Source organism: Roseibium algicola, assembly GCF_001999245.1.
Lineage (GTDB): Bacteria > Pseudomonadota > Alphaproteobacteria > Rhizobiales > Stappiaceae > Roseibium > Roseibium algicola.
This window is the reverse complement of the sequence record NZ_CP019630.1, coordinates 800470-827142: the sequence shown is the minus strand read 5'-3', so window position 1 is coordinate 827142 and position 26673 is coordinate 800470. Positions and strand designations below refer to the sequence as shown.

Annotated in this window: 25 protein-coding genes; 7 read left to right on the top strand and 18 right to left on the bottom strand. The window is 58.9% G+C overall.

The genetic code is table 11. The annotated features are described in order from the left end of the window. Window positions 1–71 precede the first annotated feature (71 nt). From B0E33_RS03945 to B0E33_RS03930, 4 genes are all read right to left on the bottom strand, one after another. Entirely contained in the window at window positions 72–1127 is a 1056-nt protein-coding gene (locus B0E33_RS03945) for a sugar phosphate isomerase/epimerase family protein (RefSeq protein ID WP_022999994.1), read from the bottom strand. 90 nt (window positions 1128–1217) lie between these two features. After that, window positions 1218–2198, bottom strand: a complete 981-nt coding sequence (locus B0E33_RS03940) for a substrate-binding domain-containing protein (protein ID WP_022999995.1) — start codon at window positions 2196–2198, stop codon at window positions 1218–1220. 82 nt (window positions 2199–2280) lie between these two features. After that, window positions 2281–3297 carry an ABC transporter permease gene (locus B0E33_RS03935; RefSeq protein ID WP_022999996.1) on the bottom strand — a complete coding sequence of 339 codons (1017 nt, stop codon included), beginning with the start codon at window positions 3295–3297 and terminating at the stop codon, window positions 2281–2283. A 2-nt stretch (window positions 3298–3299) separates the two neighbouring features. Beyond that, the gene (locus tag B0E33_RS03930) at window positions 3300–4823 is read right to left on the bottom strand and encodes a sugar ABC transporter ATP-binding protein (protein WP_077290482.1); all 1524 of its coding nucleotides are present in this window, start codon (window positions 4821–4823) and stop codon (window positions 3300–3302) included. 202 nt (window positions 4824–5025) lie between these two features. On the opposite strand from B0E33_RS03930, the gene B0E33_RS03925 reads away from it, so the two are divergent. Further along, complete coding sequence (locus tag B0E33_RS03925) at window positions 5026–6060, top strand: LacI family DNA-binding transcriptional regulator (protein WP_077290481.1); 1035 nt, start codon at window positions 5026–5028, stop codon at window positions 6058–6060. 28 nt (window positions 6061–6088) lie between these two features. Here the strand turns inward: B0E33_RS03925 and B0E33_RS03920 are convergent, their stop codons facing one another. The 8 genes from B0E33_RS03920 to B0E33_RS03885 form a co-directional block, all read right to left on the bottom strand. Then, window positions 6089–7204, bottom strand: coding sequence for an isocitrate/isopropylmalate dehydrogenase family protein (locus tag B0E33_RS03920; protein WP_077290480.1), 1116 nt, complete (start codon window positions 7202–7204; stop codon window positions 6089–6091). An 11-nt stretch (window positions 7205–7215) separates the two neighbouring features. Continuing rightward, the gene (gene otnC / locus B0E33_RS03915) at window positions 7216–7863 is read right to left on the bottom strand and encodes a 3-oxo-tetronate 4-phosphate decarboxylase (RefSeq protein WP_077290479.1); all 648 of its coding nucleotides are present in this window, start codon (window positions 7861–7863) and stop codon (window positions 7216–7218) included. Beyond that, window positions 7860–9092, bottom strand: a complete 1233-nt coding sequence (otnK, locus tag B0E33_RS03910) for a 3-oxo-tetronate kinase (protein WP_077290478.1) — start codon at window positions 9090–9092, stop codon at window positions 7860–7862. The genes otnC and otnK overlap by 4 nt, the downstream gene beginning before the upstream one ends. Further along, window positions 9089–9886 (bottom strand): N-acyl homoserine lactonase family protein, encoded by a 798-nt coding sequence (locus tag B0E33_RS03905; RefSeq protein WP_077290477.1) that lies wholly within the window; start codon window positions 9884–9886, stop codon window positions 9089–9091. Before B0E33_RS03905 ends, otnK begins: the two co-directional genes overlap by 4 nt. After that, a complete protein-coding gene (locus tag B0E33_RS03900; RefSeq protein WP_077290476.1) occupies window positions 9883–10173 on the bottom strand; it encodes a putative quinol monooxygenase in 291 nt (96 codons plus the stop codon). Before B0E33_RS03900 ends, B0E33_RS03905 begins: the two co-directional genes overlap by 4 nt. A 10-nt stretch (window positions 10174–10183) precedes the next feature. Continuing rightward, window positions 10184–11467 (bottom strand): TRAP transporter large permease, encoded by a 1284-nt coding sequence (locus B0E33_RS03895; RefSeq protein ID WP_077290475.1) that lies wholly within the window; start codon window positions 11465–11467, stop codon window positions 10184–10186. Then, on the bottom strand, window positions 11464–11994 hold the full coding sequence (locus B0E33_RS03890; RefSeq protein WP_077290474.1) for a TRAP transporter small permease: 531 nt from the start codon (window positions 11992–11994) through the stop codon (window positions 11464–11466). The genes B0E33_RS03895 and B0E33_RS03890 overlap by 4 nt, the downstream gene beginning before the upstream one ends. A 176-nt stretch (window positions 11995–12170) precedes the next feature. Next, window positions 12171–13184 carry a TRAP transporter substrate-binding protein gene (locus B0E33_RS03885; protein ID WP_023000006.1) on the bottom strand — a complete coding sequence of 338 codons (1014 nt, stop codon included), beginning with the start codon at window positions 13182–13184 and terminating at the stop codon, window positions 12171–12173. A gap of 191 nt (window positions 13185–13375) precedes the next feature. On the opposite strand from B0E33_RS03885, the gene B0E33_RS03880 reads away from it, so the two are divergent. Both B0E33_RS03880 and B0E33_RS03875 read left to right on the top strand, forming a co-directional pair. Further along, a complete protein-coding gene (locus B0E33_RS03880; protein WP_023000007.1) occupies window positions 13376–14434 on the top strand; it encodes a Gfo/Idh/MocA family protein in 1059 nt (352 codons plus the stop codon). Next, the gene (locus tag B0E33_RS03875; protein WP_077290473.1) at window positions 14427–15101 is read left to right on the top strand and encodes a GntR family transcriptional regulator; all 675 of its coding nucleotides are present in this window, start codon (window positions 14427–14429) and stop codon (window positions 15099–15101) included. Before B0E33_RS03880 ends, B0E33_RS03875 begins: the two co-directional genes overlap by 8 nt. A gap of 74 nt (window positions 15102–15175) precedes the next feature. Here the strand turns inward: B0E33_RS03875 and B0E33_RS03870 are convergent, their stop codons facing one another. Continuing rightward, a complete protein-coding gene (locus tag B0E33_RS03870; RefSeq protein WP_077290472.1) occupies window positions 15176–15730 on the bottom strand; it encodes a DUF2585 domain-containing protein in 555 nt (184 codons plus the stop codon). 178 nt (window positions 15731–15908) lie between these two features. Here B0E33_RS03870 and B0E33_RS03865 point away from each other — a divergent pair, with 178 nt between their 5' ends. Together B0E33_RS03865 and B0E33_RS03860 are read left to right on the top strand one after the other, a co-directional pair. Then, window positions 15909–17510: a peptide chain release factor 3 gene (locus B0E33_RS03865; protein ID WP_062491811.1), complete on the top strand. Its 1602-nt coding sequence runs from the start codon at window positions 15909–15911 to the stop codon at window positions 17508–17510. Window positions 17511–17960: 450 nt separating this feature from the next. After that, complete coding sequence (locus B0E33_RS03860; protein ID WP_077290471.1) at window positions 17961–19430, top strand: diguanylate cyclase domain-containing protein; 1470 nt, start codon at window positions 17961–17963, stop codon at window positions 19428–19430. Window positions 19431–19465: 35 nt separating this feature from the next. On the opposite strand, the gene minE is transcribed toward B0E33_RS03860, so the two are convergent. The 3 genes from minE to minC are packed head-to-tail and all read right to left on the bottom strand — an operon-like array spanning window position 19466 to window position 21437. Next, the gene (gene minE, locus B0E33_RS03855; protein WP_023000012.1) at window positions 19466–19726 is read right to left on the bottom strand and encodes a cell division topological specificity factor MinE; all 261 of its coding nucleotides are present in this window, start codon (window positions 19724–19726) and stop codon (window positions 19466–19468) included. Next, a complete protein-coding gene (minD, locus tag B0E33_RS03850) occupies window positions 19723–20544 on the bottom strand; it encodes a septum site-determining protein MinD (RefSeq protein WP_006939389.1) in 822 nt (273 codons plus the stop codon). The genes minE and minD overlap by 4 nt, the downstream gene beginning before the upstream one ends. Window positions 20545–20600: 56 nt before the next feature. After that, complete coding sequence (gene minC / locus B0E33_RS03845; RefSeq protein WP_077290470.1) at window positions 20601–21437, bottom strand: septum site-determining protein MinC; 837 nt, start codon at window positions 21435–21437, stop codon at window positions 20601–20603. A gap of 341 nt (window positions 21438–21778) precedes the next feature. Between minC and B0E33_RS03840 the strand changes: the two genes are divergently transcribed. Further along, complete coding sequence (locus B0E33_RS03840) at window positions 21779–22111, top strand: hypothetical protein (RefSeq protein ID WP_139314017.1); 333 nt, start codon at window positions 21779–21781, stop codon at window positions 22109–22111. Window positions 22112–22145: 34 nt separating this feature from the next. On the opposite strand, the gene B0E33_RS03835 is transcribed toward B0E33_RS03840, so the two are convergent. Further along, entirely contained in the window at window positions 22146–24668 is a 2523-nt protein-coding gene (locus B0E33_RS03835) for an ATP-binding protein (RefSeq protein ID WP_077290469.1), read from the bottom strand. Next, window positions 24665–25417: a response regulator gene (locus B0E33_RS03830; protein ID WP_023000016.1), complete on the bottom strand. Its 753-nt coding sequence runs from the start codon at window positions 25415–25417 to the stop codon at window positions 24665–24667. The genes B0E33_RS03835 and B0E33_RS03830 overlap by 4 nt, the downstream gene beginning before the upstream one ends. A 240-nt stretch (window positions 25418–25657) precedes the next feature. Between B0E33_RS03830 and phnD the strand changes: the two genes are divergently transcribed. Next, window positions 25658–26626: a phosphate/phosphite/phosphonate ABC transporter substrate-binding protein gene (gene phnD / locus B0E33_RS03825; protein ID WP_023000017.1), complete on the top strand. Its 969-nt coding sequence runs from the start codon at window positions 25658–25660 to the stop codon at window positions 26624–26626. Window positions 26627–26673 lie beyond the last annotated feature (47 nt).

Here is a 26673-nt window from a genome sequence, read left to right as displayed (position 1 = left end):
CATGACGAGAGTGAGAGGTGGCGAGTGTCGTCGCCGACCCGTCCAATTGTTGCCTCGTCGAAGTCAAAACTCTAGTTGATTCCGAGCATTTTCCGGTTGGCTGCCTCGTCACTGCCGCCGTCGGCGAAATCGTCAAAGGCCTTTTCGGTCACGCGGATGATGTGAGCCTTCACGAAGTCCGCGCCTTCCCGGGCCCCGTCTTCAGGGTGCTTCAGGCAGCATTCCCACTCAACCACGGCCCAGCCATCGAAATCATTCGCGGCCATCTTGGAAAAGACGGCTCCGAAATCGACCTGACCATCGCCAAGGGAGCGGAAGCGTCCGGCGCGGTCGACCCACGACTGGTAGCCGCCATAAACACCCTGACGTCCGGTCGGGTTGAACTCGGCATCCTTGACGTGGAACATGCCGATCCGGTCCTTGTAGATGTCGATATTGTCCAGATAATCAAGGCACTGCAGCACATAGTGGGACGGATCGTAGAGCATCTTGCAGCGGTCGTGACCGTTGACGCGCTCCAGGAACATCTCGAAGGTGATGCCGTCATGCAGATCCTCACCCGGGTGAATTTCGTAACAGACATCAACCCCCATTTCCTCGGCATAGTCGAGGATCGGACGCCAGCGTCTGGCAAGTTCGTCAAATGCGGTTTCGATCAGTCCGGCAGGACGCTGCGGCCACGGATAGACATAGGGCCAGGCGAGCGCGCCGGAAAAGGTGGCGTGGGCTGAAATGCCGAGATTGCGGCTTGCGGCCAGGGCCAGTTTGACCTGGTCGACCGCCCAGGCCTGACGGGCGGCAGGATTGCCATGGACATGCGGCGCGGCAAAGCCGTCGAAAGCCGTGTCATAGGCCGGGTGCACGGCAACGAGCTGGCCCTGCAAGTGGGTCGAAAGCTCGGTGATCTCGACACCGTTCTCGCGCGCTGTCCCAATGAATTCGTCGCAATAGGTCTTGGAACTGGCTGCCTTTTCAAGGTCGATCAGCCTGCTGTCCCAACTGGGTACCTGAACGCCAAGATAGCCGCAATCCGCGGCCCATTTCGTGATCGATGCCCAGGAATTGAACGGCGCTTCGTCCCCCGCAAACTGGGCGAGAAACAACGCCGGACCCTTTATGGTTTTCATGACAATCTCCAGAAATCGGGGAAGGTGAGGTGAGGTGGAAAGGGCCGGGGTCCCATCGCGAAAGACCCCGGCCTGCTACGTCCCGAAGCCTTAGAAGGGCGAATCCGGGAAGTAGTAGTTTTCAGCATTTTCCGGCGTGATCAGCGTCGCACCGAGAATGTAGCGGCCGGCAACCGGACCATTGGACTTGAAGGCTGCAACCGTCTGGTCCATGGCGGTGGCGATCATTGCCGGCGGATAGAGAACGTCGACCGGAATGAGGGTGTCGCCATCCATGATTGCCTTGATGGTTTCCTTCATGCCGGCACCGCCAACGACGAACATGCCGTCGCCGTCACGGCCAGCCTGTTTCAGGGCGGCAACCACGCCAATGGCGATGTCGTCGTCCTGGGCCCAGACCGCGTCGATGTCCGGGAAGCGGGACAGGAAGTCCTGCATCACTTCAAAGCCGTCGTCGCGGTTCCAGTTGGCGTGCTTGTGGTCGAGCACGTTGATGCCGGAGCCTTCGATTTCCGCCATGAACGCGTCGAAGCGTTCATTGTCGATGACCGTCGGAATACCGCGCAGGATGACGATGTTGTCGCCGTCCTTCAGACGGGTCTTCATGTACTGGGCGGATACACGGCCCAGTTCCGGGTTGTTGCCGGCCACATAAAGGTCTTCGATGCCCGGCTGGCTGAGGCCGCGGTCGACGACCGTGATCCATGCACCGGATTTCTTGACGTTCAGCACCGGGTCGGTCAGCGGTTCGGATTCGAACGGCAGAACCACCAGGGCTTTGATCTGGTGAACGGAGACCAGGTCTTCCAGGGCACTTGCCTGTGCTTCCGGATCCGGCGAGTTCACCAGGATGAGATCGACATCCGGGTAAAGCGCCTCAAGCCGCTTTTCCGCTTGTTCCGCGTGCCAGTTCATGCCGGCTGCCCAGGCATGGGTCGGGGTCGGATAGCTGACGCCGATCTTGATTTTTTCCTGTGCAACCGCAGCGCCCGCAAAGGCCAGCGCACCGGTTACCGCGATCACTCCCAAAGCTTTCTTCATGAGCATTGCTTCCTCCTTCAATGCTGCCATCTGGACGCACCTCTCCCGTCCGGTGCGATCCGGTATTTGAATTGGGGACGGGTCCCGGTTCGGTTGAAATCAGGTCAGGGGCTTACTTGCTCTTGCGGAGCTTCCAGTCACTGCGCTGAAGAAACACTGCGACGATGATGATCAGGCCCTGCATGGTTCCATTCAGGTAATTCGAGATCACATCGGTGAAGTTCAAAATGTTGCCGATGGTGGTGAGAATGAGCGCACCAAGGATGGTGCCGCCGATCCGGCCATACCCACCCTTCAGCACCGTACCGCCGATAATGACCGCGGCGATCGCCTCAAGTTCCCACAACACGCCGGTGGACGCGGACGCCGAGCCGAGGCGGGGCACGTAAATGATGGTGGCAAAGGAAACGCACAGGCCCTGGATGACATAGGTAAGCGTCTTCACACGGTCCACGTTGATCGCCGAATATCTGGCGACAGCCTCGTTCGAACCGATGGCCGTGCAATAGCGGCCGAACGCGGTGCGGTTCAGCAGCAGCCAGCCGCAGATGGCAACCGCGATGAACACCCAGACAGGGAAGGGCAGGCCCAGAAACGTGTCGTAATAGACGGGCCGGTAGGTTCCGCGAATATCGAAGTTGAGCGACAGGGTTCCGCCATCGGCAAAGTAGGTCACCAGCGAGCGATAGATGCCCATGGTGCCGAGCGTCACGATGAAGGCTTCGATCTTGCCCTTGGTGGTCAGGGCACCGTTCACCCAGCCGGCCCCGATGCCCAGCACGATGGCAAGGCCGCAGCCGAGCAGAACTGTCGGAACGCCGCTGCCCATGGTCTCGACGGCGTTGTTCATGATGATGATCATGACACCGGAAATGGCTGCCGCCATGGACCCCACAGACAGATCGATGCCTCCGGCGGTGATGACGAAGGTCGCCCCGACAGCAATGATGCCGATGAAGGCAGAGCGGGTCAGTAGGTTGGTCAGATTGCCTTCGCTGACGAAGGCAGGGTTCAGCAGAAAGCCGATGATGCAAAGGATCAGAAGGGCAACTGCGGGGCCAATCGTCTTGAAGTCTATGGAAGACCTCTTGGCCGGCTTGGCCGCTGTATCGTCAGACGCGGTCATCATGGTCAATGGAGTTCCTCCCGTTTCAGCCCGGCGGCGTAGCGCATGATTTCGTTTTCGTTGATGTGATCGCCGGTCAGAACTCCGGTGATATGGCCTTCGCGCATCACCACCACCCGATGGCAAATACCGATGATTTCCGGCATCTCCGAAGAGATGACCACGACCGAAACCCCTTCGGCGGCAAGGGCTGCGATGAAGTGGTAGATCTGTTGTTTCGTGCCGACATCGATACCGCGGGTCGGTTCATCGATGATGACGATCTTCGGGTCGCATTCCATGATCTTGGCGAGCAGCAGCTTCTGCTGGTTGCCGCCCGACAGCTTGCCGACCGTGATTTCCTTGTCGCGGGCCCGAACGTCGAAGCGGCGGATGGCACGGTTGAGCGCGTCTTCTTCCGCCCTGCTGTCGAGACCGAAATTGCGGACGAATTTCGGTAGGGCGAACAGGGTCAGGTTTGGCCGCATCTTCTTGTCGAGAAGCAGTCCTTTTTCTTTCCGGTCCTTGGTGAGATAGGCCAAACCAAGGTCACGTGCCTGCGCGACGGTCATGGGGCCGGTGTCGCGTCCAAAAAGCCTGATGGTTCCTGCTTCAAACGGCGCAAGGCCGCAAATCGTCTCGAAGACTGCGGTCCTGCCGGAGCCGATCAGACCCGAAAAGCCCAATATCTCGCCCTTGCGCAGGCTGAAGCTGACGTTGTCGACGGACGGCGCACGCAGGTTTTGGACTTCCAGAACGAGCTCTGCATCGACGTCTGCCTCATGCATGGGCGGGTAGAGATCGGAAAGCTCCCGGCCAACCATCATCTGGGCCATCATGTCCGGCGTCAGGTCGCTGGAGGCACGCGTGTCGATCCACTGACCGTCACGCAGGATGGTGACGCGGTCGGCAATCTCCTTCACCTCGTTGAGCTTGTGCGAAACGAACACGATGCCGACGCCGCTTTCTTTCAGCTTTTCCACCTGACGGAAGAAAACCTGGGTTTCTTCCTCGGTCAGAACGGCGGTTGGTTCGTCCATGATCAGGATGCGGGCGTTCCGGCTGACAGCCTTGACGATCTCGACCATCTGCTTCTGGGCGATGGTAAGGTCGGAAATGCGATCGGTCGGGGAAATGTCGAGGCCGATCTCGTCCAGATACTTCCGGACGGTTGCCTGCATGGCCGCCTTGTCCAGAAAACCGTTGGATTTGATCTCGCGGCCGAGGAACACGTTTTCCTCTACCGTCATCTGTTCGGCGAGGTTGAGCTCCTGGTGGATCAGCACGACGCCGAGTTTCTCTGCGCCGCCGTTCGCGGGCAGGTCGGTCTGCTTGCCGTCGAGACGGATCTGGCCGGAGGTCGGATCATGAAACCCGGAGAGGATTTTCATCAGCGTCGACTTGCCGGCGCCGTTCTCGCCGATCAGGGCATGAACCTCGCCAGGGCGGACGTCCATGCTGACACTGAACAGCACGGGAACCGGCCCAAAGGATTTGCTGATGTTCACGGCCTCGATGACCGCTGCCGGAGCAGTGGTGTCCACGCTCATTCTTGTTCCTCCCAAGGCGCCAAAGCCCTCTTCCTCAATGGCGCTGTGCGTTTGATGTAAACGTTTTCATGGATCGTGTAAACCTTTACATTGGCCTCTGTAAACCTTTTCATTATGTGCAATGCGTTCTATACAGCGTAGATGGCGTTGCGATTCATGGACTTACCACGAGGCCGCACCGCAGCATGTCTGGAAATAGAAAATGAGCGAACCGGGCGAGCGGCCGGCGACCATTGAAGACGTTGCGAAACTGGCGGGCGTATCCATCGCGACCGTCAGCAGGGCCTTGCGCTCGCCGGAGAAGGTTGCCGAGAGCACGCGCAAGAAGGTTACGGCCGCCATTGCCCGAACCGGCTACACCGCCAATGCCATGGCGCAGAACCTGCGCATGCAGCGCTCGCAGATGGTGCTGGTGCTGGCGTCTTCCATTGCTGATCCAAACTTTGCCGGCATTCTGACAGGGCTGGAAAAGGCGGCAAACGACCGTGGTTATGGTGTCCTCATCGGCAACACCGAAGGTACCAGCGGACTGGAGCAGAACTACCTGCGTTTCCTGTCGACGGGCATGGCCGACGGGCTTGTCTTGCTGACAGGACATATTCCGGTTGCCGGGCAGCCACAAACACCGCTCACCAACCTGCCGCCGATCGTTGCGACCGAGCGTCCGGTCTCGAATCCCGAAATCAGCTACGTTGGCGTGGATGATGTCGCGGCCTCCAAGGTGGCGACCGAATATCTGATCTCCCTGGGGCATCGGCGGATCACCTATATTTCCGGCGGGCCCGCCGACATCCGCAGCGATCTTCGCCATTCCGGATATCTGCAAGGGTTGAGAGAATCACCCGAGGCACTGCACGACTGGCGCGTGGAGGGCGACGGCTCCAGCGAGAGCGGGCGTGCCGCCGTCGAACGGCTGTTCATCAAGGACGACCTGCCGACCGCATTCTTCTGTTTCAACGACAACACGGCGATCGGGGTCATCTCGGCACTTCAACTGCGTGGCTACCGCGTCCCGGAAGATTTCTCCGTGCTTGGTTTCGACGACATTCCCTTTGCCAACAATTTCACGCCCGGATTGACGACAATTCGCCAACCCCGGCAACATATCGGCGAAAAGGCCATGACAATCCTGCTTGATCGCCTTGCGAACCGGTCCTTGGAAACGCGCACTCATCTGCTGCACGGGGATCTCATCGTGCGCGAGAGCTGTGGTGGCATTTCCCGCAAGCTGAAGTGACGTACTGTCGGCTTGATGCCAGTGCGTACTAGGCGCTGGCAGACCTTCTGATCGCAGTCGATGAACCGATAAGCGTAAGCAGCTGGTTCGTGACCGCCCTGGTTCCCATGTCACCTCCGAATTCCATCGGTCGCAACACATTTTCCTGAAAGCCGGTGTCGACTGCGCAATTGATCAGGTCTGCGGCATCGGCAAGGGAGGGCTTGTCCAACTTGTCGGCGAGATAGTCCAGCATCAACGCAGCACTCAAGATCGCGGCCAGCGGGTTGGCCTTGTCTTCTCCCATGATGTCGGGGGCACTGCCGTGGGCAGGCTGAAACAATCCGGTGGTGTCGCCGATCTCCCCACAGGCGGCCATGCCCATGCCACCCACCAGGCCACCGGCAAGGTCCGAAAGAATGTCGCCGAACATGTTTTCCATCACCAGAACGTCGAACTCCCAGGGCTTGCGCACCAGGTCGAGCGCTTGTGCGTCGACGTAATTGTAGCCGACAGGCACGTCTGCAAATTCCGATTTCACTTCGTCGAAGATCTGGCGGAAGAAGGCCAGAGAGGTGAACACATTCGCCTTGTCGACACAGGTGAGCCTGCCCGGATGGCCGCGCTCGCGCCGTTTGCGGGCAAGGTTGAATGCAAAGCGATGCAGCTTGGTGGTGGTTTTGCGCGTGATGCGCAAAACGTCCTGCACTTCGTCATCATTGACTACGAGGCTGCGCTTGTGTGCCGCTGCAGAGTAGAACAGCCCTTCGGTAGATTCCCGCAGGATAACGAGATCGATACCGGCAGCGCGCGGATCGGCGAGCCTTTGCGGTGCGTTGGGGTAGGCTTTGACCGGGCGAACACCCGCATAAAGCCCAAAGCGATCGCGCAGGCGCAAATGCGGCGAGATCTCCGTGCCGTTTGCATGCCGGATCGAGGGAAGGCCGATGGCTCCAAGGAAAATTGCATCGGCAAGCCCCGCGCGTTCCTCTCCGCCGTCTTCGATGTCGAGGCCAGTCTCCTTGAAGTAACCCGCCCCTGCCTGGATCTCGTCATAGCGGGGCGCGGGTTCTCCCGTGTGCTTCAAGGCTGTTTCCAGCACGGCAATGGCTGCTTCCGCCACATCGACGCCAATACCGTCACCTTTTATCAGGGCAATTTTCATGGGACTGTTCCTCAAATCCAATCAACGTCGTAGCGCTCGACGATCCGGCCGATCTGGTCCGGATTGAGCGCCGCTGCGGCAGTGCCGCGAAGCAGAAGGGCAAGTCTGGCTGTTGCTTCCAGCTCTTCCATGGCATGGACGGCGGCGGCCAGATCCCGGCCGGCAACAACGGGCCCGTGGTTGGCCAGCAGAACGGCAGAACGACGGCCTGCAAGTCCTCGGACCGCGTCTCCCATTGCCGGATCTCCCGGCACGAAAAACGGCAGAAGCTTCACCTTGCCGAGCTGCATGATCCCGTAGGCCGTCAGGGGTGGCAGAACGTTGTCCGGATCGATCTCCGGCAACAGGGAAAGCGCGACCGAGTGGCACGAATGCAGATGCACGACCGCACCTGCCGAATGGCGGGTCTCGTAAAAGGCCGTGTGAAGCGGGATTTCCTTCGTCGGCCTGTCACCCGAAAGCAGTTCGCCCTGAACAGAAAGATGGCTGATCCGGGCCGGGTCCAGAAACCCCATGGAGGAGCCGGTCGGGGTAACGAGCAATGTGCCATCCGACAGACGAACGGAGAGATTGCCGGTCGATCCATGTGTCAAACCACGGTCGAACATCGATTTTGCCATCAGGCAAATCTGTTCGCGGGTGGTTGCGCTTTCGCTCATCGGCTTGTCTCCAGAACGCTGAGCGCCTCGGAGAAGAAGTTCGGTCCACCGAAGTTGCCGGATTTCAGCGCCAGCGCCAGCGGCTGACCGCTCACCTTGAGCGCGGGAACACCCGGCGCAATCTTCGGACCGATATCCAGCGTGTTTGCCCCGAGACCGGAAACAACGGCCCCTGACGTTTCGCCGCCGGCGACCACCATTCGGCTGACACCGGCGCTGAACAGTGACGCAGCCAGATCGGAAAAAAACTGCTCAATCGCCGTCGCGCTTTTTTCCCTGCCGTATTTTTGTTGGGCAGCACCCACCACCTCCGGGTCGGCGGAGGAATAAAGCAGGGGTGATGCGTCCTGGCGAAGTACCCAGCCGGCGATTTCCTGCACCGACAGTGTCTTTGCCATGATGTCATCGACAGTCAGTTCACGCGAGGGAGCAATGGCTTTGTAGCGCGCCACCTGGGCGCGAGTTGCCATTGAACATGAACCGGACAGAACCACGGCTTTGCCCGAATGTCCGGTCCAGTTCGCTGCCGCAGGCGCGTGGCCAAAGTTCTTGGGCAAGCCGAGTGCCAAGCCCGAGCCCCCGACAAGAAGCTTTCGTGCCGCGATTGCCCGCCCAATGGTGGCAAGATCATCGTTGCGGATTGCATCCACAATCACCATCGACTTGCCGTCGGCAGGGCAGGCGAGGTTGATTGCGGCCGGACCATCTGCCACGTGATCGAGGGAGACATGACCGACTGCCCAGGACGTCTGACGAGCCAGCACGCGCCGGATGTCCGGGTCGCCCATTGGCGTCAACGGATGGTGGCGCATGCCGCTTTCGCTCAAAAGCCTGTCTGCGACGAAGAGATGTCCCTGGTAGACGGTTCGTCCGTTTTCCGGAAAGGCCGGGCAGACGATCACACATGTCTCGCCAAGCCTGTCGGCAAGGGCTTCCGCCACCGGGCCGATATTGCCTTCGTCGGTCGAATCGAACGTCGAACAGATCTTGAAGACAATCTGCTTGCATCCCTGATCGGTCAGCCAGTCGCAGGCTCGCAGAGACTGGGCAACGGCCTGTGCAGCTGGGATCGTTCGGGACTTCAGACTGATGATGCCGGCGTCCACCGACGCAAGTGCCGGAACATCGGGTACACCGACATATTGAGCCGCCGTCATGCCGCCTTCCGACAGCATCAATGCAATGTCGGAGGCTCCGGTAAAATCATCCGCGATCACGCCCAGCTTCATGAGCGGATCCCCTTGAGCGGACCACGGTCGAGACGGAAGATGTGATCCGGGCCGTGTTGCGGAAAGAGCGTTCGTACCAGGGGGTCATGTCCCGGCACAACAAGGTCTATCGAGCTGGCAAGGTGCTGAATGGTTCCAAAACCATCCAGCATGTCCTGCATGTCGACCACGATCGGGAACGGTTTGGCGTCCAGGAAATTCTCGTAGTAGTGCGCTGCGTCGGAAGCCAGGCACATCCAGCCGGCTTCTGTCAGTACACGAACCGCCTGCAATCCCTTGCTGTGCCCGCCAATGCGATGAACTGTAAGTCCTTCCCGGACTTCGCCATCTCCTTCATGAAAGATTACCCGGCCAGAGTAGAGCCTTTGCACAGCTTCACAGACATGGTCCGCGGTGTAGGGAGCCTTCATCGCGCCCTGGCACATGCAGGGACCTGTGGCGAAAGCCATTTCCGCTGCCTGCAGATGGATGGTGGCATTGGAAAAATGCTTCAAGCCGCCCGCGTGGTCATAATGCAGATGGGTGACGATGATGGTCGTCACAGCCTCAGGTTCAATGCCGAGAGGGGCCAGGGCCTCTACCGGATTGAGCCGGACAGGACGGCCGCGCCGCGTACCTTCCTCGCCGTCGTAACCTGTGTCGACCAGGATGATCTCGTCCTGTCGCCGCAGCACCCAGATGAAGTAATCCATCTCGTGTGGCTGGTCGTGGTTGTCGTCGAACAGGAAACTGTCCTTGCGCGTGCGCGCATTCCTGTCGGCATATTTGAGCGCGAAAACCTGCCAGGGGCTCATGAGGCCACCTTCGCGTAGGTTCGGACCGTTTTCTGCGCGATCATTCCGGCAACCTTTGCATCGAACGACTTGAAGTGAGGGGTTTGCAGATGCGCCTGAAAGGCGTCGGCGTCGTCATAAAGTTCATAGAGAAACACATCGCCGGGGCGATCAGGGTCGGTGCAGACGTCGAATTGCCTGCATCCGGGTTCGTCCTTCAGGGACGCTTCGGCGTTTGCGATCATGAGCGGCAGAAAATCCTCCACCGCCTCGACTTTGATCTGAAACACCACCGTTACGGCATACATGTTCTTCTCCTCAGCGGAACAGGTTCACCATACCCATCGAAAGGAAGGGTATGTAAGTCACGGCGAGCAGGGCGGCGATTGCGGCTATGTAGAGCGGTGCCATGTTGCGGGCGATCGACAAAACACCGACGCCGGATATCCGCGAGGCAACATAAAGTGTTGCGCCAACCGGAGGTGTGAACAGGCCGACGGCCACATTGCAGGTCATGATCACACCCAGATGGACCGGGTCGACACCGAAGGCTTGCGCGGTCGGCAGGAACAGCGGTGCCGTCAACAGGATTGCAGGAACCGGATCGAGAACGAGACCGAGGACCAGCAGCACGACATTGACCAGCAACAGAAACATCCAGGGTCCGGTTGAAAACGTCTGCACGAAACCAACCAGGATCTGGGGCATCTGTTCAAGCGTGATCAGCCAGCCAAGGACTGTCGTTGCACCGATCACGACCATCACCACCGCGCTGGTGACAAAGCTGTCGATAAGAAGACGCGGCAGATCGCGGAGTTTGAAGTCCCGGTAGACAACAGTTGTCACGAACAGGCCGTAGACGACGGCAAGGGCCGCGGCTTCCGTAGGGGTTACCCAGCCGGTGAAAATGCCGCCGAGGATCACGATCGGCATGAACAGGGCAGGGGCGGTACCGATGAAGGAACTGGTCAATTCCTTGAAGGTCGTGGTGCGCCCACCGGGGTCGCACTTGGTGGTCTTGCCGACATAGTAACAAACCGCCATGAACAGGGCGCCGAACAGAATGCCGGGAACCATGCCGCCGAGAAAGAGATCGGCAACCGAAACGTTGCCGACAAAGCCGTAGATCAGCATCGGAATGGATGGTGGGATGATGATGCCGATCGTCCCGGCTGCCGCCACCAGACCGGCGGCGAAGGCGGTGTTGTAGCCCTCGCGGGACATGTTCTTGATCATGACCGAACCGATGGCTGCACTGTCGGCAATGGCCGAACCCGAAATGCCGCCGAAAATCATGGAGGCGCCGACGACGACCATGCCGAGCCCGCCTGCCATGAAGCCGAAGGCAGCCCTTGCAAAGCCGATGATGCGCAGGCCGACACCACCTCGGCTCATCATTTCCCCGGCGACGATAAAGAGCGGGATCGCAAGGAAGTGGTTCGGCTCCACCCCGCCGATAAAATTCAGGAACAGCGCCTGCAAGGGATAGCCGAGATCAAAGACGATGATCGGCAGGACAGCGGTAATCAGAATTGCCCAGACCAGCGGAATGCCGATGAAAACGGAGGTCAGGAAGACCACAACAACGAAGATCAGGATCATGAGAGGGCCTCGCCGCCATCTGAGTGCGCTGCATGAGGAACGACAGGATTTTTGAGGTCGTAGACCATGTTGAAGAGATGGAAGATCAGGGTCAGTGTCATGCCGGCTGGCATGGACGCGTAGAGCAGACCGGCAGGCCAGTAGAGAACCGTTGTCTTCTGTGCCCAGGTATGGATCGAGATATTGACACCGGTGTAGATCAGGCTGAGCAGCAGGACGACAATGATCACGTCGATTGCGATCGACAAGACACGTTGACCCGTCAGCGGCACCAGTTTCTCGACAACTTCGGTAACGCGCATGTGCGCGCCCCGGGCAACCGCTGCCGCACAGCCGATGAAGGTGCTCCAGAGCAGCAGGAAGCTGGTCACTTCCAGCGACCATGCGAGGTCGAAGCCGGCGAAGCCGCGAAGCCAGGCGTTGCAGAACACCAGGGTGACGATCGAAAAGCCGCCGAGCGCCAGGCATATATCGACCAGGTGGCTGAGCCAGCGAAGCGCAGCCGGATAGTGATCTCGGTAATCCAAGGGTCGTCTCTTCTTGAAAAGGGCCGGAACCGCCGCGTGACGTGCGGTTCCGGCAGTTGAGCCCCGGAGCACCCTGCGTTCTTTCGAACGCCGTTCGGCGCTCCGACCCACAAGAAACGATCAACTGTTCAACGGGCAACCGGCTCGATCACCCGTGCGTTGATCTCGTTGCCTGATCAGTTCTGGGCCGGGAGTTTTTCGCGGATCGCTGCCGCATCTGACAGGATCTGGTCGACGGCTTCCTCGCCGTAGACATCCTTGGCCTTTGCGTAGACCGACTGCACAGCCTCGCGGAACGGCGCGATATCGGGAACGCTGACCGTGGCGCCGGATTCCTGCATTTCCGTGAGTTGGCTTTCGACCGAACTCTTGACGAGGTTTCGGCTGAAGGCTGCGGAATCGGCTGCAGCTTTCATCACGGCTTCCTTGTCTTCGTCGGAAAAGGACTGCCAGGTCTTTTCGGCGACCGTCAGGGGCAGAGGGCTGTAGACGTGGCGTGTCAGCGTGATGTAGGGCGCAACTTCATAGAACCGCAGTGACTTGATGGTGTCGACCGGGTTCTCCTGGCCGTTGACGATGCCCTGCTGAATGGAAATGTAGACGTCGGTAATCGGCATCACGACCGTCTGGAAACCGATGGCTTCCATCGACCAGCGGATCATGTCGTTCGGGAAGACGCGCATTTTCATGGACTTGGCGTCTTCTGGCGAATTCAGCGGTTCGTTGGTGGTGAAGCTGCGGAACCCGGCTTCCCAAGTCGACAGTACCCGGAAACCCTTTTCCGGCAGCTTGGCGAATTCTCCCTGCAGCCATTCGGAATTGTCATAGAGTTCCCAACCCTGCTCGTAGGTGTCGACGAGGAAGGGCATGGCAGTGAGGTTCAGCGTCGGCATGTGCGTGGCGTAGCTGCCCGTGGCCGAAACCGTGAAGTCGATGCCGCCAAGCTGCAGCAGTTCAATGGCTTTCGGATCGTTTGCGAGCGATCCGGACGGGAAGATCTGAACTTCGTAACGGCCGTCCGTATATTCCGCGACCTTCTCCGCAAACAGTTCTGCAGCCTGCTGACGGGATCCGCCAGGGTTGTCCGTATGGCTGAATCGCAAGGTTTCGACAGCCTGCGCGCCGCTCATGCCCATTGTGAGAATTGCCGCGCTCATCAGCAGGCGGCTCAAGGATTTCTTGTCAAGCATTTCAATCTCCTCCCACGGCCGCTCCAAGGCCGTATCAATTTACACATTCGATTGCGTATACGCTAACCAATCCCTTGTCAACGACGCTAATGTCGACTATCAAAAATCCAATGATGGAATTGCCGCTTCGAAACAGGGAAAGCCTTCGGGTCTTCTGCCGATTTCAGGAGTGTGCGGGAGGACGAAAAAAGATGAACGACGGCTCTGCAAAAGACCTGGGCGTCTCGGACACGTTACGCGTTGCCTGTCTTGGAGCGGGCTACTTTGCCCAGTTTCACTACGATGCCTGGCGCAGGGTCGAACGGGTTCGGCTGGTCGGTTCCTGTGATCAGGATCCCGCGAAGGCGAAGGCCACTGGACTGACTGCCTTCAGTGATCTGGAGTGCATGCTGAAGATGGCGAAACCCGACCTGCTGGACATCATCACGCCGCCGCCGACGCATTTCAGCGCCATTGAGCTTGCCATCCGGAAGGGGGTGAAGACGATCATCTGTCAGAAACCGTTCTGTACCTCGCTCGAGGAAGCCCGGAAGGCAACGAAGCTGGCAGAAGAAGCCGGCGTGATCATCGTCATCCATGAAAACTTCCGATTCCAGCCCTGGTACCGGACAATCCGACAGGCTCTGGAACGGCAACTGCTTGGCGATTTGCTGCAGGTAACTTTCCGGCTACGCACAGGGGACGGGCAGGGGCCGAAGGCCTACCTGGACCGGCAGCCGTATTTTCAGGAAATGCCCAGGTTGCTGATCCATGAAACCGGCGTTCACTGGATCGACACGTTTCGCTACCTGATCGGCGAGCCCGAGGCGGTCTATGCGGATCTTCGCAGGCTCAACCCGGCCATCAAGGGAGAGGACGCCGGCTATTTCATTTTCGACTATTCAAACGGGGTGAGAGCGCTCTTCGACGGCAACAGGCTTCTGGACCACGCCGCCGAAAATTGCAGAACCACACTTGGTGAAGCTCTGTTGGAGGGCACTCGGGGAACGCTGACATTGAAAGGCGACGGCTCGGTGCGCTTGCGTCATTTCGGCGACAAGGACGAAACTCTTCTGCTGGCGGCACAGGATTGGCCTGGCTTTGGCGGCGATTGCGTCAAGAATCTGATAAGCCATGTTGTAGACGGTCTCCTGGATGGAAAGCCGCTGGAAAACGAGGCGCGGAGCTACCTGAAGGTGATTGCAATCGAACAGGCCATCTATGAGTCGGACCGCAAGGGGCAGAAAATCCGGGAGTTTGACTGTGCTTGAGGCTCCGAAACAAAAGACCATCACCACCCAGGCCATGGAACAGATCCGCCAGCTCATTTTCGACGGTGAACTGGCGGCAGGCTCCGATCATCTCGAAAGCGAACTTGCCGACCGGCTTGGCATGTCCCGCACACCGGTGCGCGAGGCAACCTTGATGCTGGCCCAGCAAGGCCTTCTGGAGGTGCGACCACGCAAGGGTGTCCGCATCGCCACCTTGTCGTTGAAGGACATGGAGGAAATCTACGCCATCCTGACCGAACTGGAGAGTCTTGCTGCCGAAGAAGCCGCTGAAAAAGGCTATTCGGAAATGGATCTTGCGGATCTCAAGCAGGCGATCGAGGCCATGGAAGATGCATTGGAGCGTGAGGACCGGGAAGCCTGGGCGATAGCCGATGATGCCTTCCACACGGAGCTTGTCCGCCTCGGTGGAAATTCGCGTGTCCAGTCCATCGTCTCGATGATGTCCAATCAGGTACGCCGGGCACGCGCCATGACGCTTTACATTCGCCCGCTGCCGGTCAAGTCCAACGAAGACCACCGGGCGGTCTTCGACGCAATCCGCAAGGGTGACGCCCAGGCGGCACGCCAGCGCCACCATCTTCATCGCCAGGATGCCCGCGAGGTGCTGATCGAGCTCCTGAAAAAGCACAAGCTGTTTCAGCTCTGAGCTTCACTCGGATGTATTTCTCTCGTCAGGCTAAACGATAACGGCGTAGGAGGGGAGGCAGCAGGTGGCAGTGCCTACCCGCCTTGCCAGACCTTGATCGCCTCGACCGGGTAGACCAGCATCAGAACGTTCAGCGTCAGATTGTCCTTTATCACCCAGAGCGCAAGCAGTTCGAAGGCAATCCCGACCAGGATCGTGACCCAGACCGGCATGCGCCAGGCAAAGAAGAAGCCGGCGAGCATCCAGAGAATATCGAAGACCGAATTCAGGACACTGTCACCGGTGTAACCAACGGCAATGGTCTCTTCGCGGTACCGGTCGATGATCCAGGGGCTGTTTTCGACGATTTCCCAGGCTGCTTCGATGAAGATCGCACCGAGCGCGCGCTCACCGACGGAACTGCGTCTGAAAAATAGCCACAGGAACAAATAGAACAGGAAGCCGTGGATGATATGCGAGGGCGTGTACCAGTCGGCTATATGTTGCGAGGAACCGGCGACATCGCTGGCCGGTGTCCACAACAGGACATAGCCGCAATCACAGATCGGGATCCGCCCCATGGCCAGGAGAATGGCCGCTGTGGCGGCAATCATCACCAGGCCGACGATCAGACATTTGCTTCGGCTCATGGGGTCTCCTCGGACTGTCGGGGCAAATCGGCGATTCTCTACTGGAAATCTTCAAGAATTCTCTCTATGACCTTCCGCCAACGAAACATCAATCCGTCCGGCTCTGAGTGGAAGGTTGCGCCCCGGTTTTCCCGGCGTGTTTGCGCGACCCCGCCGGATTTGGGATCAGGAGATCTTCATGACTGGCCTAAACGGCACGGCGCCTTATCAGTCCCGGCGCACCTTTGCGATCATTTCACACCCGGATGCCGGTAAGACGACCCTGACCGAAAAGCTGCTGCTTTCAGGCGGCGCGATCCGGGCGGCGGGCCAAGTGCGCGCCCGCGGCGAACGCCGCCGTGCAAGGTCCGACTGGATGAAGATCGAGCAGGAACGCGGCATTTCCGTCTCGTCTTCCGTCATGACCTTCGAGCGCAAGGGCATCGTCTACAATCTGCTCGACACGCCTGGCCACGAGGACTTCTCCGAAGATACTTATCGCACGCTGACCGCCGTCGATGCGGCCATCATGGTGATCGACGCTGCAAAGGGTATCGAAACCCAGACACGCAAGCTGTTCGAAGTCTGCCGCCTGCGCGACATCCCGATCATCACTTTCGTCAACAAGATCGATCGTGAAGGCCGGCATGCGCTGGAGATTCTGGACGAGGTACAGGAGGCACTGGCTCTCGACGTCTCTCCGCAGACATGGCCCGTCGGGATGGGCTCGGACTTCTTCGGTGTCTATGACTGGCAGCAGAAGAAATTCCACACGTCCGACGGCGAGCGCGGTGGTGCCTTTACCCAGACCAAGGACGTTTCCGGTCTTGATGACGAGGTCCTGACCGGCACCGTGTTCGACCGGATCATGGATGAATTGACCGAGAACGTCGAACTGGGCGCCGAAGGCTACGCCGAATTCGACAAGGAAAGCTTCCTGGAAGGGCACCTGACGCCGGTTTTCTTCGGCTCGGCGCTGCGTGACTACGGCATCGAGGAAGTGCTCGATTTTATCGCCGACTTCGCCCCGCCGCCGCATTCGCAGCCGGCGACAGGCGGGCGCACAATCATGCCGCAGGAAGACAAGGTCACCGGCTTCGTCTTCAAAGTGCAGGCAAACATGGACCCCAAGCACCGCGACCGCATTGCCTTCGTGCGCCTGTGCTCCGGCACCTTCAAGCGCGGCATGAAGCTGAAGCATGTTCGCGCCGACAAGCAGATTGCCGTCTCCGCACCGATCTTCTTCTTTGCCGAGGAACGGGAAATCGCCGACCTTGCCTATCCGGGCGACGTCATCGGTGTTCCCAACCATGGCCAGTTGCGTGTTGGCGACACCCTGACCGAAGGCGAGAACATCCACGTCACCGGCCTGCCGGCCTTCGCACCGGAAATCCTGCGCCGCGTACGCCTGTCCGACACCATGCGCGTCAAACAGATGCGCCAGGGCCTTCAGGACTTGGCCGAAGAAGGCCTTGTTCAGATCTTCAAACCGGATCTCGGCTCCAACTGGATCGTCGGCGTGGTCGGCGCACTGCAGCTTGATGTCGTGGTGGATCGGCTGAAGGCGGAGTATGGCACTGAAATCGGCTTCGAAGCCGTGCCCTATACCACGGCCCGCTGGATCGAAACAGACAGCCAGACCCTGCAGAAGATGCTGGAAGGCCACCGCATGTCGATCGCCAACGACCGTGACGACAAGCCGGTGTTCCTGTTCAAGAACGCCTGGGAGATCGGTCACGTAACCGAAAAATTCCCGGACGTGAAATTCCGCGAAACGCGCGAGATCGTCTACGAGGCGTAACCGGAAAATCCGGCTCCAGCCTTTTTCCTTCCACTGAGCCTCAGTGTCATTGAGCTGGGGCGACCTCAGGGGCTGAGAGGAATGAGCATGGGCGCCGGACCACCTGGTTGGCCTCAGCCTTCATCCGGCGCTTTGCCGCGCCCCACGAACCGTGCGCTGTCCACGGGGGGCTATGTTATCTCGCTTGGGTTTTTCACAAGAAACAATTTCGAGTTTCAGAAGTTGGCTCGTGACTAATGCGTATTCATGAAAGTTGTTTTGAGGATAATTTATTGTAATTTTTAACGGTGATTGTCTTTCAGGTCGAGTATTTGTGAAATATTTGGCTAAGTATTGATTTTAAATAATATTTCTTGTGTTGATAGAGCTCAAAGGCTTCTCTAGGATACTTGCAGCTGCCGGAATATAGGTATTTCCAGCTGGAATGCAGCTAAGAGAGCGAATAAGCAAGTGCGATACGAGCCTGTCGGGCATGGTTCGCCGCCGCTTCAAAAGGCCAAGGGCGAAGCGCAAGCGGTAGAAATCCGCCGTCTGTCCAAGCCGTTCTGGATAACCGTGATCATCAGCGCGGTGAGCCTGATGGCGTTTGTGTCGTTCCTTTCCTGGACCCTTGACCGCAATTCCATCCGATCTTCAGAACATATTTTCACGGCCATGCTTGGCGATCGCTCCGATCATCTGGCGGACATCACGCTTGAGTACGGCTATTGGAACGACGCGGTCGAAAACCTTGTCGAATCCTTTGACATGACCTGGATACGGGAAACCTTTGTCGACTACATGCAGGAAGAACTGCAGATCGACGGGATCCACTTGCTGGATGGCAACAACCAGCCCAAGGTTCATGTGGTGGAAGGCAAGGTCGCCAACACGGACTTGCGGGTTCGCTATGGGCCTTCGATGAGCGTTCTGATTGCCGATGCCCGAAATACGCCGCAGGATGAGGCGCCGGTTCCGGCAACAGGTCTGGTTGGGAACCTTGAGACGCTTTACCTCGCCAGCGCTGTTTTGCTGACGTCCTACACGGAGGACAGCGACACCAGTACCGATCATGTGCTGGTCTTCGCACGGCCTATCAATGCCTCAGTCCTGGCGGATATGGCGGAGAAATATCACTTGCCCGGTCTTGGGTTGGCGCAAATACCCCCGGCCTTCTGGCAGGCTGGATACGACATTGAGACCGTGGACAGGCGGCACCTCGGGTTTTTCGTTTGGAACCCGGAACTGGCCGGATTTCGGATGTTGCCTCTTCTGGCCCTTGGGGTGCTGGCGGTCTATCTCGGCATGTACTTGTCAGCGCGCATGTTCTTCCACCGTGCAACAGATACGGTCCGGGCGCTTGCGGAAGCCAAACACCAGGCGGACAAGGTCAAGGAACTACTGGCCAATCAGGTCAGGAGCGACCCTCTGACGGGGCTGGGCAACAGGCGATTGCTGGATGAAAAGCTGGCGCTCCTGCAGGACGTCAAACCGTTGGCGGACGGTCACGCGCTGCTCTATGTCGACCTTGATCGATTCAAGGAAATAAACGACACCTACGGCCATGAAACAGGGGATCTGGTGCTTTTGCATGTCGCGGAAGCTTTGACCGGCCTTGTCAATGCGGACGACACGGTGGTTCGGCTGGGCGGGGATGAGTTCGTCATTGTGTTCGGCAGGGCACGGCGCGAGCGGGTGCTTTCGGCAAGCCGGGCGATCGTGGAACAGCTCAGCCGGCCGGTGAATCTGGACGGTGCCACCTATACCTTCGGAGCCAGTGTCGGCGTCGCTTTTTCGCACAAGCCTTCGGAACTGCTTCGCCAGGCGGATGTTGCACTTTATTCGGCGAAACGGCGGGGCAGGGCACAGGTCGCGGTCTATTCTTCCGACCTGCTGGATTTCCGGCATGTCCCTATTCAGTCGGCAGCTCAGCCGGGCTGATAGGAAAAGACCGGCCAGAAGGCCGGTCTTAAACGTCAGGAGGCTTTCGCTGGCGGCAATTCGATATCGATGCCGAGCGTGGTGACGTCACCGGTCCTGTCCATCTCGAGACGGACGGAGTCCGGGTCGATCGCAACGCGCTTTGCCACAACGGCCAGGATGTCTTCCCGCAGACTTGAGATCAGGACCGCGTCGGAGCCGTCGTCGGCCCGTTCGTGCGCCAGCAGAATTTGCAGCCGGTTCTTGGCAACAGAGGCACTTTCACCTCTTTTGCCAAAGAGGCTCAGGATGTTCATGCGGCCCTCCCCTTGAAGAACTTGCCGAACAGGCCCTTCTTTTCCTCAGGGATGGTGACCGGGATATTTTCACCCAGCAGACGGCGCACGGCCTCGGTATAGGCCTTTGCGGCAGGCGAATTTTCGTCCGACAGCGTGATCGGCAGACCGACGTTCGACGCTTTCAGCACGTCCTTGCTTTCCGGTACGACACCGATGAGCGGCACGGAGAGAATGTCGACGACATCGTCGGTTGCCAGCATGTCACCGGTCTTGGCACGCTCGGTGTCGTAACGGGTGATCATCAGGTGCTTCGGCATCCGACCACCGTCTTCGGCAATCTTGGTCTTCGCGTCGAGCAGGCCGATGATCCGGTCGCAGTCGCGTACGGACGACACTTCCGGGTTGGACACGATGATGGCCTCATCCGCATGGCGCATGGCCAGCGTTGCGCCGCGTTCGATGCCCGCAGGGCTGTCGCAGATCACCCAGTCGAAATACATCCGCAATTCGCTGATGACGCTGGCAACGCCCTCTTCGGTCAATGCGTCCTTGTCCCGGGTCTGGGAAGCCGGCAGCAGGTAGAGGTTGTTCAGCTTCTTGTCGCGCACCAGCGCCTGTTTGATCGAAGCTTCGCCGCGCACCACGTTGACGAGGTCGAACACGACCCGCCGTTCCGCACCCATGATCAGGTCGAGGTTGCGCAGCCCGACGTCGAAGTCAATGGCGCAGACCTGGTAGCCTTCTTTGGCAAGCGCCGAGGCGATAGCTGCGGTGGTGGTGGTTTTGCCCACGCCGCCCTTGCCTGACGTGACCACAACGACAGTAGCGTTGCTCATGGTGTTCGTCCTGTTTTTGTTGTCAGTCCGGCGGCCTTTTGCAGCCGGCCCTGTGGTTAGTTCAGCTCTTCAAAGACGAGGGTCTCGTTTTCGAAGCGGATCTGCGCAGGTGCGTTGCGCAGGGCGCCATCGAAATCGTCCGCGACCTTGTAGAGCCCGTTGATGGAAACCAGCTCCGCATCCAGCTTGGAACAGAAGATACGGGCGCTGTCTTTCCCTGCGACACCGGCCAATGCACGTCCGCGCAGGGCGCCGTAAACGTGTATCGAGCCACCGGCGATTATTTCGGCGCCGGAACTCACGGAGCCGATGACAGTGACGTCGCCTTCCGGATGCAGGATGCTCTGGCCCGAGCGCACCGGTTCGGTAATCACGATGGAAGATCCGCTTGCGATGCTGGCCGGCGAGGTTTCCCACGCTTCCGGTTCGACATCGCTGTCACCGTTTGCCTTGCTCTCCTTGGCTTTGGGCTCAGCGGCTGTCTTCTTGGACTTTGCAGTTGTGTTCCTGGTCGAGCCATCTGCGTCCTTGGCGTCCGGCTTTTCGGTTTCAGAACCGTTTCCAGCCGCGGCCGAAGCGTTTGCAGGGGTCGGGACATCCACGTCGGACGCCAGACGGCCACCGGAAAAGCTCGGCGGCATGCCGGCTTTCAGGCGTGTTCCGGCGACACCGTCGATTCCCATCACCCGGATCGAGCGTTCGGCAAGTTCGGCAAGAAGCTGTTCCAGCTCTTCAATCGGAATCTTGGTTCCCCGAACGTCCAGAATAATGGGCCGGTCGATGAAAAATCCCGGTGAGCGTTCGATGATCCGGTCGATTTCACGGAACCAGTCCGCGAAGGGCGGCTCCGGGCTCAGAACGATGGCAATGAAGGATTTTCCCTTGAACTTCATCAAAGAGTCCGGCGGCACAATTGGTCAGGTTGATTTGGTCGGATAAACCTATCATTAACCGAACCGGACAATCGGGCAGGCGACCGTTTTCCACCGATATCAATTTTCATCAGATATTTCAGATAATTGGCTCTTCCACCCAGTGCGCTGGTCAATTGCAATGGCTCCCTCTTGCCAAAAATACCAAGAGAACCGCCAAGAATCGCAGCATTGCGTTGCTGTCCGCCTGCTTTGCCGGCGCATTGGTTAACTCAATTCCCGTAAAGAACTGGATTTTTGCCATATTGCAGTGCAAAATGTAGGTTCTGGTGTTTGGGGCGCAGAGCGTCTTGGGGAAAAGAATGAGTAACTTCAGTGATATGATGACATATCTCGGTCTCGATACGAGTGAGGCTGCGATGGTGCTCAATGTATCTGAAGATGAAATTCTTCGCTGGTGCAATACGAGCGAGGCTCCTCCTATCCATATCTGGCAGGGCCTTGTGCGCATGCTCGACGAAATCCGCCTGTCGGCCGAGGAAGCCGCCAAATCGGCCGATCTCGATCATCTGGATGCAACGGACCTCAACCGGATCAACCTGATGGTGCCTGGCGGAACCACGTCGGATCTTGCAGGCCCGAAGCGGGCCGCAACTGCGCTCGCGGTCGCGACACTGGCACGGGTCTTCGTTTGATCTGAACCGAGCCTTCGGTTCGGTTCGCGCCTGCTCAGGCAGGTGCGTTGAGCTGCATACCGATCTTTTCGGCCAGGGCTTCCGCATCCACCGGCTTGGGCAGCTTCGAAAAACGTTCCGGAAATCTGTCTGAAAACTGGTCGTCCTGTGGCAGATGCCCCGAAACGGCAACGACCCGGCAATCGGGGTGCGTATCGAGAGCTTTCGCCACAAGGTCCCAGCCCGAGTGACCATTGTCGAGCTGCAAGTCCGTCACCACGATCGAATAGGCCATGTCGCGGCCAATCCTGACCTTGGCATCCTCAAAACAATGCTCTGTCGTCACCTTGTACCCGAACCTTGTCATGAGGTCCGATATCGCAGCTGCCGACCTCCGGTCGTCATCAACCACAAGAGCGTGCCCGATCCCGTTCCCGGCCACGGTCTCGACAGAATGGGAGGTTTGTCCACGAGGCTGCTGGGGAAAGGTCAACGTTACGCAGGTTCCGTGTCCCGGCTGCGATGCAATGTGGATGGTGCCGCCTGACTGGTGCGCGAACCCGTGCACCATGGACAGCCCTAGGCCCGTGCCTTCACCGTTCGCGCGGGCGCTGAAGAAAGGCTCTGCGGCCTGGCGCAACGTATCTGCATCCATGCCGCAGCCATCATCCTGCACCGAGAGCGAGATCGTCCCGTCTGTCTGCCGCGTCACGGCAATTTCGATATGTCCTTCGTCTTCGATGGCCTGACCTGCATTGACGCACAGGTTCAAGATGGCGCTTTCCAGCTGGCCGGGGTCGATCCGCGCATGCATCGGGCCTTCGTCGCACCTGATCGTCAACGTTACGGTTTCGGGCAGGGCCATCGACAACAGGTCTTCCATGCCTTCCGCAATCACGGCGATATCGGTTTCGATGGGGGCGAGGTGTTGTTTGCGGGCGAAGGCCAGAAGCCTCTCGATCAGCGAAACACCGAGTTCGACGGCGTCATTGATCCTTGCTTTCAGCACGGAGGCCTTGGGGCTAAGCTCGCCCTCCAGCATGTGAAGATTTCCGGAGATCGTGGACAGAATGTTGCCGAAGTCATGGGCAACTTCGCCTGTCACCTTGCCGAGGCTTTCCACTCGCCGGATTTCTTCCAGCCGTTCGTCGATCCTTTTGCGTTCCGTCGTTTCGGAAAACAGCCAAACCGAGCCGCCGTCAGGCAATGCCGACTGGCGCACTTCCAGCACCCGGCCGGTGGTGTCGGCGTATTCGCCAAATCCAGCGCGGTCGTTTTCATTGGCGCGGCGCTCGAACGGTGACTTTTCCAGAAGTTCCGGCAAAGTCATGCGTTTGCCGCGGCCAGCCCTTTCAAGGCGCAACAACTCCCGGACACGATCATTTTCGGCCAGGATCTGCCCGGTTGGCGACAGGACCGCGACACCGTCGCTTATGTTCTGGAAAACGGTGATGAAAAGCTCGTTTCGACGCCAGACTTCCCTGGTTTTCCGTTCCAGGCGCAGGGCGTTGGACCGGAACTTGCGGAAGGCTTCGGACAACTGCCCGATTTCGTCCGACGAGCTTGCCTTCTTGGGGAGCCGAGCCTTCAGGTCTCCAGCCGCCAGCCGCCGCATGACTGCGGTAATCTGGTGCAGGTTGCGAACCACGTAGCGGGAGACAAACAGGGCGGAGCCGATGGCAACAATCAGGCTGATGCCGGTCAGGACAAGAATGACGGCCTTTGCAAAGGTAATGCTGGTCGTTGTCTTGTCGCGTGAAACGCGAAGCCGCAGCTTTGTGTCCGTCACCTTCTGAAGGGCGTAGGCGTTCACCTGCGCGAGCTCGGTGCGAATGCGGAAGAGCGCGTTTTCGGCATCGAGCTTGGCGGCGAGGCTGGCATAACGCAGCGAGAACAGGTCGCCCCGCCGCATCACGGCGTCATCGACCTCGGCCAAGGCGGCGCGTACGGCGGCAGGGGCATTGGAAGCAATGTCCTGACGGATACGCCGGAAGCTGCTTTGCTGCTCGCCGACCTTGATCAGCTCCTGACTGCGCAAGGCACCAATGGCCGCCATGACCAGTTGCTGCAGGGCTGACCAGTTCTGACGGTCCTCAGGCGATTGGTCCCGAGATTGTGCGAGCCTCCTGAAGCGTTTTTGAAGGCGCTCCAGATCCTGATCGATCAATGCGAGCTCTGCAGCGTTCCTGCCTTGTGGAACCATTGCGCGGGCCAGATCGGTGATCGCGACCCGGATGCGGGCAAGAGGCCTGATGAGGTCGGGATCGCCACCACCCAGTGTCTCGATGTGATCAAGCGTTGCGAGAATTCGTTCGGCCTCGCTTTCCAGCTGGAAGCTGGGGCTGAGTGTCATCAGAAAGGGCGCGGAGGCGGCCAGTTTCGACGCGTTGCCGGAAAGTTCCAGGGCGTCGGAAACGTCGCTCAAGGTCTGGTCGTGAAATGTGCCGAGCTGCTCTTCGGCGCTGTTGAGAGTGATGAGGGCAATGGCCCCGACAACCATGACCACGACAAGAAGCAGGCCGATGGAGGAAAGCAGCAGCGAGCGGATACTGGGCTGGCGGAGCCGGGACGTGCTCATGGTCCGTCCGCCTGCAGGACGAAGATATATCCCTGTGCGCGGCGGGTCTGCAGATGAACGGGCTTGGACGGGACATTCTCGATCTTGCGGCGCAGCCTCAGGATCAGGACATCGATGGTCCGGTCGACATAGCGCTGCATGTCGCTGCCGATCTCGCGCATCAGGTCCGTACGGGGAATGATCCGGTCCGGGTTCTTCACGAAATATTCTAGGAGGACATATTCCGCATTGGTCAGCGGGATCTCGTCGCCGTTACCGTCAAGCAGTTCCCTGCGTTTCAGGTTCACCCTCTTGTCGCCGAAGATGATCTCCTGATCCTTGCCGGCTTTCGCAGCTGAAACGCCATGCCCGTAGCGTCGCAGAACCGCGCGGATGCGGGCGACGAGTTCGCGCGGATTGAACGGCTTCATCAGGTAGTCGTCAGCGCCTGTCTCAAGGCCGATGATCTTGTCGATCTCGTCGCCCACACCGGTCAGCATGACGATTGGAAGCTCGCTGGTTTCGCGAATGTGAATGGCAAGGGTCAGACCGGATTCGCCCTTGAGGCGCAGGTCAATCAGCGCGAGGTCGAAATCCTGGGGACTGCCAGCCGCCTTGAAGCCGTCGCTGTCCTGAAACGCAACCGGTTCGAACCCGCTTGCCTCCATGAGAGCAGACAGGGTTTCGCGCACATCCGCGTCATCATCGATGATGGCAATCACCGGTCTTGTCGCGCTTGCATCCATGCCGTCGCTCTCTTGCACCTTCATGAGCTGTCTAACACAAGGACCAGGTTGCGAGACCAGAATCTCGTTACAATTGTTTCACCCGCCCATGGGTGGTTGTAACACTGTTAACAAAATAGGGCTGTCCAACAGCTTCTGTTAACACTTCGCCGCTCGTTTTCCCTCGCCACATCCCGCTAGGCTGAAGTCGATCTTTCAAGAGCCTTGCGGTGCGATGCGCTGTGAGGTGCGAGTGATCTGTAATGGGAGGAAAATATGAGAAATATGCTGGCCCGGCTCGGTTCCGTGGCTTTTGTGACCGGTTTTGCCCTTTCGTCCGCTTATGCAGCTGAATGCGCGAACCAGGGTGCACTTGATAGCATCTATTGCGATGCCAACGGCGATCTTGTCGCCGATGCCCCGTCCGATCCGGCCAAACTGAGCAACCCGGACACGCTCGTCTTCGCCTATACACCGGTTGAAGATCCGGCCGTTTACGCCGACATCTGGGCACCTTTCATCGAGCATCTGGAAACCGTTACCGGCAAGGACGTGCAGTTCTTCGCCGTACAGTCGAATTCGGCTGAAGTGGAAGCCATGCGGTCCGGCCGTCTGCATATCGCGGGCTTCTCGACCGGCCCGACGCCTTTTGCCGTCAATCTCGCCGGTGCCGTGCCGTTTGCGATCATGGGCAGCGAAGACGGTCAGTTCGGCTACCGCCTTCAGATCTACACCCAGGCCGACAGCGATATCAAAACGCCTGCCGATATGAAGGGCAAGCGCATCGCGCACACGTCTCCGACGTCCAACTCGGGCAACCAGGCGCCGCGGGCCCTGTTCCCGGACCTCGGTGTCGTGCCGGATCAGGACTATGAAGTCATCTATTCCGGATCCCATGACCAGTCGATGCTGGGTGTCGTTGCCGGCGACTATGACGCCGCACCGGTCGCCTCCGAAGTTGTTGACCGCATGGCGGAACGTGGCCTTTACGATCCGGAGGAAGTGCGCATTGTCTGGGAAAGCGATCCGTTCCCGACAACCTCCTTCAACTATGCCCACGACCTGGACCCGGCCCTCGTTGAAAAAATCAAGGAAGCGTTCTTCAGCTTCGACTTCAAGGGCAACAAACTGGGTGAGGAATTCGAGGGCGTAAGCAAGTTCGTCCCCATCACCTACAAGGATCAGTGGGCTGTCATCCGGCAGATCCAGGCCAGCAACGGTGTTGAATACACGCCGCAAGGTCTTGCCAAGTAAGACAACTGGCTTTGACGGCCCGCCGTGAGTTGAACTCCGGCGGGCCG